The organism is Curtobacterium sp. RM9, assembly GCF_054956955.1.
In genome coordinates, this window is sequence record NZ_CM143271.1 from 3336087 (window position 1) to 3349459 (window position 13373).

Here is a 13373-nt window from a genome sequence, read left to right on the forward strand (position 1 = left end):
AGGGGCGTCAGGCCGAGGTGACGGCCTTCACCGAGCCAGCGATCGTCGCGGCGTCCTCGGCGAGCGCGACGACCGGGTCCGGCAGCCGCGTGGCACCGCCGACGGCCTTCCGTGCGGCCCAGCCGACGAAGCTGCCGACGATCGCGCCGATCCCGCCGAGGATCGCGCCTTCGATGCGCAGGTCACGCTTGCCGGTCGTGCCGAGGGCCGCTCCGGCGAGCGCACCGGAGGCGATGCGTCCGACGAGGCCCATGGGCGAGATGCGGTTCGGCGTCTTCGGCAGCTTGTCGCCGACGAGCTCGCCGACCGCCGACGCCACGAGCGCGCCGCGTCCGAGCGGCGTGCTGAACACCTTCCAGTCCTGCCAGGCGCCCTTGAGCGAGGAACGGTCGTGGTTCAGCGCGAGGACCGCGAGCGGGGTCGCGCTCCGTCCGCCGCTGAGGATGCCCAGCACGAGGGTGCGGACCAGGGTGTGCTGCTCGGTGTTCTTGCCCATGGGGTCTCCTGTCGTCTCGCTGCGGACGGTACTCCCGGCCGCCTGACGGCAGGCGTCGGTGGTCAGGCTGCCCGGAGCGGTCGCGCGTACCGTCCGCGGCATGAGCGACATCATCCTGTTCGGCGGCCACGGCAAGGTCGCACTCCTCGCGACCCGCATCCTCACCGATCGCGGACACCGCGTCACCTCGGTGATCCGCGACGCCGACCAGTCCCACGAGGTCCGGGCGCACGGCGGCGAGCCCCGCGTCGCGGACATCCAGCAGCAGACCCTCACCGACTTCGCGGAGCTCGTGCACGGGCACGACGCGGTCGTCTGGTCGGCCGGCGCGGGCGGCGGTTCGGTGGACCGCACGTGGGCGATCGACCGCGATGCCGCGGTGCTCTCGGTGCAGGGTGCGGCGAAGGCCGGTGTGGACCGCTACGTCATGGTGTCCTGGGCGGGGAGCGTCCTCGACCACGGGGTGCCGCAGGACGACGACTTCTTCGCGTACGCGCAGTCGAAGATGATCGCCGACGCGGTGCTGCGCGACTCCGGGCTCCGCTGGACCGTCGTCGCGCCGAGCACCCTGACGGACGACGAGGCCACGGGCTCGATCGGTTGGGACGGCTCGGCGACGCAGGTGCCGCGCGGGGACGTCGCCCATGTGGTCGCCGACGCGCTCGAGGACGACGGCACGGTCGGCCGCACGTTCCGGTTCAACGAGGGCAGCACCCCGATCGCCGAGTTCCTGCAGACGTCCTGACGGACAACGGCCGGAGCGCCTAGGTTCGGCGACATGGCGAACCCGATGGTCCTCTTCGTGCACGGAGCCCTGGTCCGCGACGGCGACTGGTGGTGGGGTCCCACCGCCGAACTGCTGCGGTCGCGGACCGGCGTGGACAGTCGTGCCATCGCCCTGCCCTCCTGCGGCGAGGCGGAAGTGGACGCGGTCGGGGGCGGCGGCCTCGTCGAGGACGCCGCTGCGCTCCGGACCGCACTCGACGGTCTGTCGTCGGTGGTCCTCGTCGGGCACTCCTACGGCGGGACGGTGATCGCCGAGGCGGGTGCACACCCGGCCGTCGAGCACCTCGTGCTGATCTCCTCGTACACACCCGCGGTCGGTCTGGCGCAGGGCGCGATCATGGCGGACGAGCCGGACCCGGTGTCCGTCCGGGTCGAGGGCGGTCGGGTCGCGCTCGACGGCTACGACGCCGCGTCGTTCGGCGCGCGGTTCCTGCAGGACGGCGACGCCGACACCCAGCGGGCAGCCTTCGAGCGGACGACGAGCCAGGACGCGCGGGCGTTCGGCACGCCCACCACGACCGCCGGGTGGGAGGGCGTCGACTCGACCGCGGTCGTCTGCCTGGAGGACCGGAGCACCACCGTCGCGCTCCAGCGCGCCCACGCCGCCCGGGCGACGCGCAGCGTCGAGGTGCCCACCGGGCACCACCCGTTCATCACGCGCCCCGACCTGGTCGTCGACGCGATCGAGGCGCTGCTGCGCTGACGCGGTCTGGAGGCGCGGGGCGGGCCCGCCCCGTTCCTCCCGTCCGTCAGCCGGTCACCGCCACGGCGACCGCCTCGGGGCTGCGTCCGGTCGTGTCCACGACCGTCCCGCCGACGAAGGCGTGCACGCGCGGACCCTAGCGGACCACCCCGGGCGCCCGACCGTCCTCGGGCAGGGCACGCCAGACGTCGGCCCAGACCGACTCGAAGTCCACGGGCCGGATGCTGCCCGCGCGGAGTGCCCGTTCGAGCACCGTCAGCGACTCGAGCGACCCGCGGAGCAGCCGGGCGTCGCCGTGCACCTCCGGGCGGCCACCGCCATGGAAGGTCGTCACGGTGACGCTCCGGATGCCGGGACGGACGCGACGGGTCGCACGGCCGAGGACGGCGAACCCGAGCGTGTACCCGAGGACCGCCGACACCGTCCCGAGCACCGGGTGGTCGGCCGACGCCGCGGTGACACCGATCGCGAGCAGGGCACCCACGCAGGGCCAGGCACCCCACGCGCGGAGCAGCACCCGCTCCCGGGATGACGTGCCGGGTGGCCAGACCACGAGCGTCCGGCTGCTCCAGAGCGTCCGGCCGACGGGTCGCACGGCGTACCGGCCCCACACGTGCGGCCCGTCGACGACCCGCGTGCGGACGTCCGCCGCGACGCTCATCGGGCCGCCACGGCGGGGGTGGCGACACCAGCGGGGCCGACCTCCGCGCGGACCGGCTCGACGACGTCGCGGTGCCGGATCGCCGCCACGCACGGGAAGCAGAGCAGGTCACCGACCCGCACGTCCGAGGGCACCGGGGCGGGCAGACGGTGGAAGGGCCCGTCGGTCGACCCGTCGCACGCGCTGACGACGTACGCGCGCATCGCGGGCGCCGTGCTCACCCGGCCGATCAGGCGGACCTGGTCGAGCACGGCGAAGCGGGGCAGCACCGCGTCGAGCTCGAGCAGCACGACGTCCGGTCGCGGTCGCCGCACGTGCACGACCGACGCGACCGCGACGCTCACCGCACGCGGGGTCCAGCCACGCGGCCGGTACCGGGGCGGTGCCTGGTCCGCGGTGTGCACGCACGGGGTGCCCGTGAGCGCAGCGAGCCGGACCATCGACACGGCGGCGACGAGGACGTCGTCCGTCGTGGTCTCGGTGTGCGCGGGCCAGAGGAACGGGTCCGTCGGTTCGGGGAGGGAGGCGCGGAGCGTCGGGAGGATCGCGGTCAGGGTCACACCGGAAGGCTCCGCCCGGACGGCACCGGCGCCCAGGGCTCCTGACGGACTCCTCACACCGCGGGTGCCGTTCCGTGCGCGGCCCTCACGCGGGCGCTCGGCGATCAGGCGGACTGCGCGGAGGACGCCTCGGGGTCCCCGGCCCTCCGCGAGCCCGAGGCCGTCGCCGCCCGAGCCGTCCGGGCCACCGGCCTCAGTCCTCGGCGACCGTCACGATCCGGTTCTGGTACGCCCACACCACGGCCTGCAGCCGCGACCGGACCCCGAGCTTCGGGAGCATCCGCGTCAGGTGTGACTTCACCGTGGAGACCTCGACCACGAGCGCCGCGGCGATCTCCTCGTTCGACATGCCCTGTGCGAGGAGCATGAGCACCTCCCGCTCGCGCGCCGTGAGCACGTCGTCCGCGCGGTCGCCCGTCACCGGCTGCAGGCTCCGCCGGGACACGAACTCCCGGAGCACCCGCCGCGTGAGGGCCTGGTCGAGCGTGCCGTTGCCCGCGGCGACCTGCCGGACGGCGTCGATGATCACGTCCGGCTCGGCGTCCTTGAGCAGGAAGCCGGACGCGCCGGCCTCGAGTGCCCCGAAGACGAGCTCGTCCATGTCGAACGTCGTGAGCATGAGCACCGGCACGGCGGGGTCCGCCCCCGGAGCGCAGAGCTCCCGTGCGACCTCGATGCCGTTGCGGACCGGCATCCGGATGTCCAGGCAGGCGACGTCCGGCCGGGTCTCGCGGGCGAGCGCGAGCGCCTCACCGCCGTCTGCGGCGACCCCGACCACCTCGATGTCCGGCTCGGCCGCGAGGAGCGCGGAGACCCCGGCCCGGACGAGCGGCTGGTCGTCGGCGACGAGGACCCGGATCACCGGGCCACCTCGCCGTCGGTCGTCGCGGACGTCGGACCGGCACCGCGGCCGTCCGCAGCGGTCGCGTCGGACGCGGGGAGCGCCTCCCGTCCGACGGTCAGGACCACCGACCAGCCGCCACCGTCCGCCGGTCCGGTCTGGAGGCGCGCCCCGACCAGGTCCGCACGCTCGCGCATGCCGCGGAGTCCGTTCCCACCCGCCGGCGTGCTCCCGGCGGACGGGACCGTCGCCGGACCGTTGTCGACGCGGATCGTGAGGTGGTCGTCGGCACGGTCGTCGACGACGACGCGGCACGCCGCGCCGGGTGCGTGCAGGGCCACGTTGGCGAGCGCCTCCTGGACGGTGCGGTAGACGGCGAGCTGGGCGAGCGGTCCGACGCCGTCCGCCAGCGGGCGGTCGCCGGCGCGGACGTCGAGGTCGACGGGGGTGCGGTACCGGGCGCGTTCGACGAGGTCGACGATCCCGGCGACGGTCTCGACGGTGCGTTCGGCGGGGGAGTCCTCGCGGAGCAGACCGACGAGTCGGCGGAGGTCCTCGAGCACGGCGGTGCTCTGCTCGCGGACCTGCCGGACGCCCTCGTGCGCGCGCTCCGGGTCGGCGTCGATCTGACGGTCGATCACGGCGGACATCAGCGCGATGCCCGAGAGGTGGTGCGCGGCGATGTCGTGCAGCTCCCGGGCCATCGCCGAGCGCTCGCGGGCGATCGCCGCCTCGAGCCGGGCGTCCTGTTCCCGGTCCACCGCGGACGCCTCGGCGGTCCGGGCGGAGGCCTCGGCGGTCCTGGCGGCACGGACGTCGCGGCGGGAGCGGACGACGAGCACCACGAGGAGCGGGATGCCCACCACTCCGAGGGCCTGCAGCACGGCCTGACCCGGTCCGCCCGGGACGGCTGCCGGGTCGGTCGTCGCGGCCAGGCCCTGCGCCGCGGCCACGAGCACCGCAGCCCCGGTCAGCGTGGGCCAGAGGCGGCCGACGGGGTGCCGGAGACCGGCGAGGACGACCGCGACGACGACGGGCAGGCTCGTCAGCCCGAAGAGCGACGTGCTCGCGAGCGCCCCGACGACCACGGCGAGCGCGGCCGTCACGAGGAGCGTCGTCCGCGGTGCCCGTCGTGCCGCGAGGAGCACGAGGGACTGGACGAGGAGCACCGCGGCGGTCACCGACCAGGCGGTGCCGCCGACGCTGGGCCACGACGTGTGGACGCTGTCCGGGTCGACGGCGTCGAGCGGGGGCAGCCCGAGCAGCAGCCCGAGGGAGACGACGGCCGTGCCCGCCGCGACGAGGACGTCGGTGCGCCGGTCGCGCGCGTCAGCGGGTGCCATCGTTCGATCCTACGAGCGCACGGTCGCGGTCGGCCGGGGCCACGGTCGCGGCGGAGCCGGTGCGGGGTCCCGGGTACCCGAGGCGGCCGCGGGTGACGACGACCAGCACGACGGCGGCGACGGTCGAGACGATCGCGAGGCCCTGCATCATCGTGCCGGCACTCATGCCCGGGTACATGTCGGCCCAGAGCGTGGAGATGGTGTTGTTCACGCCGACGTGCAGCAGCATCGACAGCGGCAGGCTCTCGCCGGTCCGGTTGAAGACCCAGGTCATCACGACGTTGAAGGTGATGGTGAACAGGGTGAACACGAGCGGCTCGGTCCAGTGCACGTCCGGCCAGCCGCCCCAGTCGCTGAGGTAGAGCGGCATGTGCCACAGCGCCCAGATCGGCCCGAGGACCGCAGCGGAGCCGAGCGGTCCGAAGCGCGACTGCAGCCGAGGGAGGGCGAAGTCGCGCCAGCCGGGCTCCTCGGACAGCCCCGTGCTGAACAGCTGCACGATCAACCCGGGCACGAGGGCGACCAGGACCATGAGCGAGGGCGCCTGCACCTGGCCACCGGCGAAGGGTAGCCCGGTCAGCACGACGAGCGCGGGAACGCCGACGAGGGCGAGCGCGTACCAGTACCAGGCGACCCGCCAGCGCCAGAGCCGTCCGACCCAGCGGCGGAGTCCGGCGCGACCGTCGGCGAGCGCCGTCACGAGGAACGCGCTGCCGAGCGGGCCGAGCAGGGCGCCGGGCAGGACGCCGGTGAACTGCGCGGTGCCGAGGAACTCGGGGAAGTGCAGGTCCCACACGCCGAGGCCGTGCGGCGACAGGATGTAGGGCACCCACGCGAGCCAGCTCAGGGCCAGCGCGAGGGTGAAGAAGATGCGCAACGGGTACCGGGCCACGAGGGCCCGGATCCCGGTCGGTGCGGTGGTGTTCGTCATGCCCTCGACGCTAGGAAGTGAGAGCGATGCGGACGACCGGCGGAGGGAGGCTCCTGCCGGGGTTGCGACGGAAGTCGTAGGCGCTACCCGGTGCCCTCGTCGTCCCCGGCGGCGGCCGTCCGACGGCGGGAGACGACCCGGGTGACGAGCACGGCGACCAGGACGAGGACGACCAGGCCGACCAGGAACCACAGGGTCGCCGTCTGCCCGTGCTGGTGCTCGGCCGGCGCTGCGGTGCCGGCGGCGTCGGACACGACCGCGTCGGCGGTGGCTGTCGGGGTCGTGGTGGCCGCCGGGCTCGACGCATCGGTCGACGCGGCCGCGGTCGGGGTGGCCGAGGGTGCGCCCTGTGACGTGAAGCGGTACTCGCCGTCGATGGGGTGCCCGTCGACGGAGACGCTGCGCCACCGCACGTCGTACGACCCGGCGGCGGCGAGGTCGACGTCCTTCGCGATGGTGTTCCCTGCCGTCCGGACGTCCCCGCTGGTGTGCTCCGCCCCGTCCGGTCCGGTGACGCTGATCACGATGCCGGTCTGCAGGCCGGACAGCGGCGGCTCCGAGAGGGTCAGGACCACCTCGTCGACGGTGCCCGCGACGGTGCTGTCGGCGGCCGGGGTCGCGGACACGAGGGAGTCGTGCGCGGCGGCGGGACCGGCGGTCACGAGGACCGCGGCGAGCGCGACGGGGACGGCAGCGGCGAGGAGGGAACGGAAGCGCACGGGGGCCTTTCGGTGGCGGTGGTCGGAGGTGCTTCGGAGCGGACCGGCTCCGCGGACGGGTCGAGGTGGGAGGAGGGGCGGAACCGGGCGTCCGGCGTGGGTCAGGCCTGCGTCGGCAGCGGCACGACGCGCTCGGCGTCCCACGGTTCGGCCCAGCCGACGCGCTCGAACAGGGCGTCGAGCAGCGCCGCGGTGAAGCCCCACACGACATGCGTGCCGTCCGCCCCGGCCACCTCGAACGCCGGTCCGCGCCACTCCCGGTCCGCCCGGTGCAGCACCGTGACGCCGCGGTTCGCCGGGTCGACGAGGTCCGCGACGGGCACCCGGAACACGGCGGCGGTCTCACCCCGGTCGACGACCTGCACCGGGGAGGGCTCGTGCCACCAGCCGAGCACGGGCGTGACGAGGTGCCGCGAGAACGCCAGCGGGACGGGCGGCAGCGTGCCGAGGACGTCGACGCCGGCGGGGTCGAGGCCGGTCTCCTCGCGCGCTTCGCGGAGCGCTGCGGCCACGGGGCCGCTGTCCTCGGGGTCGACACGACCGCCGGGGAAGGCGACCTCGCCGGGGTGCGCGCGGAGCGTGGTGGCACGGGCGAGGAGGAGCACGTCGAGGTCGGCGGGGACCGCCGCTGCCGATCCGGGTCGCGCCGCGGGGATCCGGTCGAGCGCGCCGAACAGCATGAGCACGGCCGCGGCCCGGGGCGACGGCGCGGACGGCATGCCGGTGACGAGGGGACGGTCGCCGTCGAGGAGCGCTGCGAGCTGCGCGCGCGGACCCCCTGGTTCGACCACGTCGCCAGGCTACCGGGCGCGGACCGTCCAGCTCCGCAGCGTCAGCGCCGCCGGGCGCGGACCGTCCACCTCCGCAGCGTCAGCGCCGCCGGGTCGCCGTCACGTGCACGACGCCGGAGGGCGACGCCACCGTCTCGACGTCGAACCGCTCCTCGAGGCCCTCGAGTCCGTCCCAGAGCCGCTCGCCCCGACCGAGGACGATCGGGACCACCACGACGTGCAGGTGGTCGACGAGGTCGGCGGCGAGGAACTCCCGCACGGTCTCCACCCCGCCGCCGATCCGGACGTCGGTGCCCGGTGCAGCAGCCTGGGCGAGCGCGAGCGCCTCGGCGGGGGACGCGTCGACGAAGTGGAAGGTCGTGCCCCCGGCCATCGCGAGCGGCGGCCGCGGGTGGTGGGTGAGCACGAACACCGGCGTGTGGAAGGGCGGCTCGTCGCCCCACCAGCCCTGCCAGCCGTCGTCCGGCCACGGTCCACGCTGCGGACCGAACTTGTTGCGCCCCATGATCTCGACCCCGATCCCCGGCCCCCACCGTCGCGCGAAGGAGTCGTCGATCCCGGTCTCGCCGTCGGTCCGACCGATCATGGCGCGGAACGTGGCGGTCTGCTGGAACCAGCTCATGAGTCGACCGTCGGCGTGCCCGAACGGCCGCTCCAGGGACTGCTCCGCGCCGGCACACCGAAGCCGTCCAGCGAGACCGCGAAGTTGTGCACCCGGACCGTCACGACGCCTGCTCCCCGGCGGCGCGCGCGCCGAGCTCGACGCCGGTCTCCCGCGCGAGCGTGTCCACGAGCTGGTCCCGGAACCGCCGGTCGAGGACGGCCGGATGCGGCTCCTGCCGCTGCTGGTGGAACCAGTAACCGCCGCTGGTGGTTGCTTCGGGAGCGGTCGCGAGCCACTCCTGCGTGCGGTGCCCGAGCACGAGGTCGTCCGGTGCACCCGCTCCGCCCATCTTCGTCGGGACCCACCCGGGGTCGACCGCGTTCGCCGTGACCTCCGGACGACGCTCCGCGACGGCGAGCGTGAGCGCGGTCACGAAGAGCTTCGTGTCCGAGTACGAGCCGGTCGCCGTGCGTCCGTCCCAGTCCACCCCGTCGAGACGCGGCCGACCCCCGCGGTGCATGCCGCTGGACAGGTACACGTGCCGGGACGCCGACGGCAGCAGCGCGGTGAAGAGGTACGGCGCGACGACGTTCACCGGGACGAGCGAGGGGCCGGAGATGACGCCGGCGTTGTGCACGACGACGTCGACGGGGTCCCCGGCAGCGAGGTCGTGGGCGGCGCCGAGCACGGCGTCACGGTCGGCGAGGTCGGCGACGACGAGGGCGGCACCACGGTCGACCAGGTCGCCGACGGCCTCGGCACGGGCGGCGTTGCGAGCGTGCACGACGACGTCGTGACCGTCGTCGAGCAGGGACACGGCGGTCGCCCGACCGAGTCCGTCGGTGGAGCCGGTCACGAGGATGCGGGACATGCGCCCATCATGGCCGCGCCGGCGCGTCGGCGTCAGCCCCGCGTCCACGGCGGCGGTCGGGAGGCGCGGGGCGGGCCCGCACCGCGCCTCCCGACCGGCGGGTGGTCCTGGTCCTGACGGTCCCCGGATCGGCGGGGACCTGTCTCCCGGGTGCGCAGCGCGCGACGCTGCTGCCATGGACACCACGAAGCGCACCGCACTCGTCGTCGGGGGCACCTCCGGCATCGGACTCGGCCTGGCACGGCGGCTCGCCGCCGCAGGCAGCACCGTCGTCGTCGGCGGACGCGACCCCGGACGCATCACCGACCTGCCGACGGTCCGGGTCGACGTCACCGACCCGGCCTCCGTCACCGCCGCCCGCGACGCGGTCCTCGCCGCGCACCCCGACCTCGACCTCGTCGTGACGATGTCGGGCGTCATGCTGCTCGAGGACCTCCGCGACCCGACGCACGTCGCACAGGCCGAGGAGACGATCGCCGTGAACCTGCTCGGCACGATCCGCGTGCTCGACGCATTCACGCCGCACCTCGTCGCCCGCGGCGGCGGCGACCTCGTGACGGTCAGCTCGGGCATCGCGTTCCTGCCGTTCCCGCCGATGCCGACCTACGGCGCGTCGAAGGCCGGCGTGCACGCGTACACCGAGGCGCTCCGCGCACAGCTCGCCGGCACCGGGGTCGACGTCACCGAACTCGTGCCGCCGGCCGTCGCGACCGCCGGGCAGGAGCGCGTCAACCCCGCGGCGCTGCCACTCGACGACTACCTCGACGAAGTGCTCGACCGGTTGTCCGCGGAGCCGACGCCGCACGAGGTCGTCGTGACCGCCGCCGAGCGTCTGCGCTGGGCGGAGCGGGACGGCACGTACGCCGAGCTGCTGGCGCAGCGGTCGCAGGCGCTGTCGATGCTGCCCGGGCGGGCGTAGCCCACACCAGGCAGCAGGCGGCCCGCTCAGAGCCCGCGCAGGAACGGGTCGAGGACCGCCCAGGTCGCCTCGGGTGCCTCGAGGTGCGGGAGGTGCCCGGCTGCCGCCACCTCGGCGAAGCGCGCACCGGGGACGGCCGCCGCCACGGCACGCCCGTGCGCCGGGGTCACGATGCGGTCGCTCGCGCCCGAGACCACGAGGGTCGGCACCCGCACCGCGCCGAGCCGCGCGAGCAGACCCGGGTCGCTCATGGACCGACCCGCGAGGGCGGCCATCGTGCGGCCGTTCGCCTGCTGCACGGCACGCTGCTCGTCGGTGAGCGTGGCCGGGTCGGTGTAGCCCCGCTCGGGGTCGTGCCAGGCGAGCTCGGCCAGCCCGCGGGCGCCGAGCGCGAAGAAGTCCGCGACCGGCTCGTCGGACACGACCGGACCGACGGTGTCGATGACCACGACGGCGCCGACCAGACCCGCGTACGGCGAGTCCTCCGCCGCCTGCAGTGCCATCTCGAGTGCGACCCAGCCGCCGATCGAGGACCCGACGAGGACGACGTCCCGCTCCTCGTCCGCGCCGAGCCGGTCGAGGTGGCTGGTGGCGAGGGCGCCCACCGAGTCGATCGCGGCAGGGCGAGGCGTCCCGTCCCAGCCCGGGTGCGTCGGGGCGGTGACCCGCATGGTCGCAGCGAGGTGGTCGGCGAGGGGTGCGACGGTGCGTGGTCCACCGCCGCCGTGCAGGACGAGGGCGGTGCGGCGGTCGTCGGACGTTCCGGTCATGACACTCCTGAGTAAACATGTTTATGTACGAGTGTTGATACGGTAGCACCATGACGACGGACCTGGAAGCACTGGGGCAGGCGGTCAAGCGCGCGCAGTACCGGAACCACCGCACGATGGACGCCGCACTGCGCGACGTCGGCGTCAGCCTCGTGCAGTGGGACGCCCTCCGCGCCGTGCACCGGATGCCCGGGGCGAGCGGGCACGACCTCGCGGTCGCGACGTTCCAGAGCGACCAGGCCTTCGGGACCCTCGCCACCCGGCTCGTCGACCGCGGGCTCGTCGAGCGGTCGGCGGGACGCGGGCGGCGGCTCGAGTACACGCTGACCGACACCGGGCGCGAGGCGCTCGACCAGGGTCACCGGATCGCGGCGGACGTGCTGCTGCAGCTCTTCGCGCCGCTTGACGAGTCGCAGCGAGCCACACTGGCCACCCTGCTCGGCAGGCTCACCGCGGAGTGAGTCAGGGCCGCGTCGAGTGGTCCTTGTCCGTCAGCGCCCGGCGGCGGCGTGTGCGACGACCTGCGCGGCCGTCAGCTCCGTGCTGTACACCGCCGCGTACCGCATCGACCCGGTGAAGTAGTTGTTCGCGGGAGCGCCCGGCCAGCCGCTGATCGTGTCGTACCCGATGCGGAAGTACCCGGTGTAGTTCTCCGGGCTCTTGTACGCCGCGTTCGAGGCGACGAGCGTGCCGTCGACGTAGAGCCGCATGCCGTTCGTCGCGGACATCGTCGAGACCACGTGGTGCCAGGCACCGTCCGTGTAGGCCTTCGGTGAGGTGACCACCTGGGTCGTGCCGTTGTAGGCGCCGAACACGAGCTGGCCGCCGGTGTTGAGGTACACCTGTCGGTCGTGCTGCCCGGAGGACGCCGTCTGGTTCGACCCGAAGCCGATGAGCAGACCGCCCGCGACGGTGGTCCGGAACCAGACCTCCTCGCTGAAGGTGGTGGGGTTCACGATCGACTTCGGCGTCGAGACGAAACTCGTCGAGCCGTCCAGCACGTACGCGCTGCCACCGTCGCGCGGGCAGGCGTTCGGCGACGGCGTGGTGGCCGTCATCGTGCCCTGGTACGCGCCGTTCGACGCCTTCCCGGACCAGTCGGTCGCGGTCTTCGCGTTCGTCGCCTCGGTGAGGCGGTAGGCGAAGAGCGCACCCGCGGTGTCGGCCCCGACGGCCCCGGTGCACGTGAAGTAGGGGGCGGTGGCGGCGGTGTTCGTGTCGTTCGTGACGCGGGCGCCGTAGGCCGACCGGGTCGGCGCGAAGTGGTTCAGGAGCACCACGACGGCCAGTGCGAGGACGAGGACGACGGCGATGACGCGGCCGTCCCGCAGGCGTGCCGGGTTCACGAGGCGCGCACCGCCTCGACGCGGCCGACCGCCAGGCACAGGACGAGCGGCACGGCGCACACGGCGATGAGCGCGATCCAGCCGAGCGGGTCGAGGTCGATGTTCGAGGTGAGCTGGTAGTGCCCGTTGCGGGTGAGCTCGTGGATCGCGACGCGGCCGACCTCGCCGTCGACGAGGTGCACGGTGTTCCCGCCGAGGGCGTCGACGCGGACGGGGAAGACGCCGGAGGACACGATCGTCGCCTCGACCCCGCGCGGCGACGAGGTGTTGGTGATCGTCGTGACGTTCACGAACGGCTTGAGCAGGAACGCCGCGTACGAGGCGGTGAGCGCGCCGCCGGCGATGCGGAGGCACGAGCGGGTGACGCGGTCGGTGAACGCGCTCGTCAGCGTCCAGATGATCAGGGTGCCGACGACCAGGATCGGGGCGGCGCGGAAGAGCCAGCCGAGGTGCGGCACGAGCAGCGCCGGGGTGCCGATGACGTCGGCCTGCGACAGCGTCCACGGGTCGGTCGCGCCGTTGATGTCGCCGCGGGTGTGGATGCCGCCGTCGGCGTCGATCGCGATGATCCGGTGCGTGTAGACCGTGCCCGGGTTGGCGTCGGTCTCGAACGAGACGATCTCGCCGACGTGCAGCGTGGTGACGTCGACGGGCAGGTCGAGGACGAGCGTGCCGACCGGGGCGGCCTCGCCCATCGAGGGCGTCTCGACGACGAACCAACGGCCTCCGGAGGAGAGGAACAGCACCGCGGCGGCGAGCAGGACGCCGGCGACGAGGGCGACCGTCCAGGCGATGACCGTCTCGGAGCGGGAGACTTCACGGCCGCGGAGCACGGGCCGGTCGAGCGTGCCGCTGAGCGGGATCGCTGCCGTCTGGCTCATGTGCTGCTCCGGGAGGTCGGGGGTGGTGCTGGGCTGGTGCGGGGGGGGGCGGCGACGCCCGGCCGTGGGGGGCCGGCCGGGCGTCGCCGGTCTGGGGTGATGCGTGCGGGCCGTGGGGACCCGCTGACCGGAGTGGGATCCGGGTCGTGCT

The 13373-nt window shown here is 74.4% G+C and carries 17 protein-coding genes; 4 read left to right on the top strand and 13 right to left on the bottom strand.

All coding sequences use genetic code 11. The annotated features are described in order from the left end of the window. Positions 1-7: 7 nt before the first annotated feature. The gene (locus ACY3FI_RS15910) at positions 8-496 is read right to left on the bottom strand and encodes a DUF4126 family protein (protein ID WP_462548579.1); all 489 of its coding nucleotides are present in this window, start codon (positions 494-496) and stop codon (positions 8-10) included. Positions 497-596: 100 nt separating this feature from the next. On the opposite strand from ACY3FI_RS15910, the gene ACY3FI_RS15915 reads away from it, so the two are divergent. Together ACY3FI_RS15915 and ACY3FI_RS15920 are read left to right on the top strand one after the other, a co-directional pair. After that, on the top strand, positions 597-1241 hold the full coding sequence (locus ACY3FI_RS15915) for an SDR family oxidoreductase (RefSeq protein WP_462548580.1): 645 nt from the start codon (positions 597-599) through the stop codon (positions 1239-1241). A 33-nt stretch (positions 1242-1274) separates the two neighbouring features. Beyond that, entirely contained in the window at positions 1275-1985 is a 711-nt protein-coding gene (locus tag ACY3FI_RS15920; RefSeq protein ID WP_462548581.1) for an alpha/beta fold hydrolase, read from the top strand. 136 nt (positions 1986-2121) lie between these two features. Here ACY3FI_RS15920 and ACY3FI_RS15925 read toward each other — a convergent pair whose 3' ends face one another. The 9 genes from ACY3FI_RS15925 to ACY3FI_RS15965 all read right to left on the bottom strand — a co-directional run bounded on the left by ACY3FI_RS15925 (position 2122) and on the right by ACY3FI_RS15965 (position 9306). Then, positions 2122-2646, bottom strand: a complete 525-nt coding sequence (locus tag ACY3FI_RS15925; RefSeq protein ID WP_462548583.1) for a DUF6611 family protein — start codon at positions 2644-2646, stop codon at positions 2122-2124. Then, on the bottom strand, positions 2643-3206 hold the full coding sequence (locus tag ACY3FI_RS15930; protein WP_462548584.1) for a hypothetical protein: 564 nt from the start codon (positions 3204-3206) through the stop codon (positions 2643-2645). The genes ACY3FI_RS15925 and ACY3FI_RS15930 overlap by 4 nt, the downstream gene beginning before the upstream one ends. Before the next feature lie 193 nt (positions 3207-3399). Continuing rightward, the gene (locus tag ACY3FI_RS15935) at positions 3400-4068 is read right to left on the bottom strand and encodes a response regulator (protein WP_462548585.1); all 669 of its coding nucleotides are present in this window, start codon (positions 4066-4068) and stop codon (positions 3400-3402) included. Continuing rightward, complete coding sequence (locus tag ACY3FI_RS15940) at positions 4065-5390, bottom strand: sensor histidine kinase (protein ID WP_462548586.1); 1326 nt, start codon at positions 5388-5390, stop codon at positions 4065-4067. Before ACY3FI_RS15940 ends, ACY3FI_RS15935 begins: the two co-directional genes overlap by 4 nt. Continuing rightward, positions 5377-6321: a CPBP family glutamic-type intramembrane protease gene (locus tag ACY3FI_RS15945; protein WP_462548587.1), complete on the bottom strand. Its 945-nt coding sequence runs from the start codon at positions 6319-6321 to the stop codon at positions 5377-5379. The genes ACY3FI_RS15940 and ACY3FI_RS15945 overlap by 14 nt, the downstream gene beginning before the upstream one ends. 83 nt (positions 6322-6404) lie before the next feature. After that, positions 6405-7040: a copper resistance CopC family protein gene (locus ACY3FI_RS15950; protein WP_462548588.1), complete on the bottom strand. Its 636-nt coding sequence runs from the start codon at positions 7038-7040 to the stop codon at positions 6405-6407. 101 nt (positions 7041-7141) lie between these two features. Further along, on the bottom strand, positions 7142-7759 hold the full coding sequence (locus ACY3FI_RS15955; protein WP_462550376.1) for an NUDIX hydrolase: 618 nt from the start codon (positions 7757-7759) through the stop codon (positions 7142-7144). Between the two features lie 151 nt (positions 7760-7910). After that, a complete protein-coding gene (locus ACY3FI_RS15960; protein WP_462548589.1) occupies positions 7911-8453 on the bottom strand; it encodes a dihydrofolate reductase family protein in 543 nt (180 codons plus the stop codon). Positions 8454-8553: 100 nt separating this feature from the next. Next, complete coding sequence (locus ACY3FI_RS15965) at positions 8554-9306, bottom strand: SDR family NAD(P)-dependent oxidoreductase (RefSeq protein ID WP_462548590.1); 753 nt, start codon at positions 9304-9306, stop codon at positions 8554-8556. A gap of 175 nt (positions 9307-9481) precedes the next feature. On the opposite strand from ACY3FI_RS15965, the gene ACY3FI_RS15970 reads away from it, so the two are divergent. Next, positions 9482-10225 (top strand): SDR family oxidoreductase, encoded by a 744-nt coding sequence (locus tag ACY3FI_RS15970; protein ID WP_462548591.1) that lies wholly within the window; start codon positions 9482-9484, stop codon positions 10223-10225. A 26-nt stretch (positions 10226-10251) separates the two neighbouring features. On the opposite strand, the gene ACY3FI_RS15975 is transcribed toward ACY3FI_RS15970, so the two are convergent. Continuing rightward, positions 10252-10995 (bottom strand): alpha/beta fold hydrolase, encoded by a 744-nt coding sequence (locus ACY3FI_RS15975; protein WP_462548592.1) that lies wholly within the window; start codon positions 10993-10995, stop codon positions 10252-10254. Between the two features lie 50 nt (positions 10996-11045). Here ACY3FI_RS15975 and ACY3FI_RS15980 point away from each other — a divergent pair, with 50 nt between their 5' ends. Then, positions 11046-11456: a MarR family winged helix-turn-helix transcriptional regulator gene (locus ACY3FI_RS15980; protein ID WP_462548593.1), complete on the top strand. Its 411-nt coding sequence runs from the start codon at positions 11046-11048 to the stop codon at positions 11454-11456. 30 nt (positions 11457-11486) lie between these two features. Here ACY3FI_RS15980 and ACY3FI_RS15985 read toward each other — a convergent pair whose 3' ends face one another. Continuing rightward, on the bottom strand, positions 11487-12341 hold the full coding sequence (locus tag ACY3FI_RS15985; protein ID WP_462548594.1) for a LamG domain-containing protein: 855 nt from the start codon (positions 12339-12341) through the stop codon (positions 11487-11489). Further along, the gene (locus ACY3FI_RS15990) at positions 12338-13222 is read right to left on the bottom strand and encodes a S26 family signal peptidase (RefSeq protein WP_462548595.1); all 885 of its coding nucleotides are present in this window, start codon (positions 13220-13222) and stop codon (positions 12338-12340) included. The genes ACY3FI_RS15985 and ACY3FI_RS15990 overlap by 4 nt, the downstream gene beginning before the upstream one ends. Between the last annotated feature and the right edge of the window lie 151 nt (positions 13223-13373).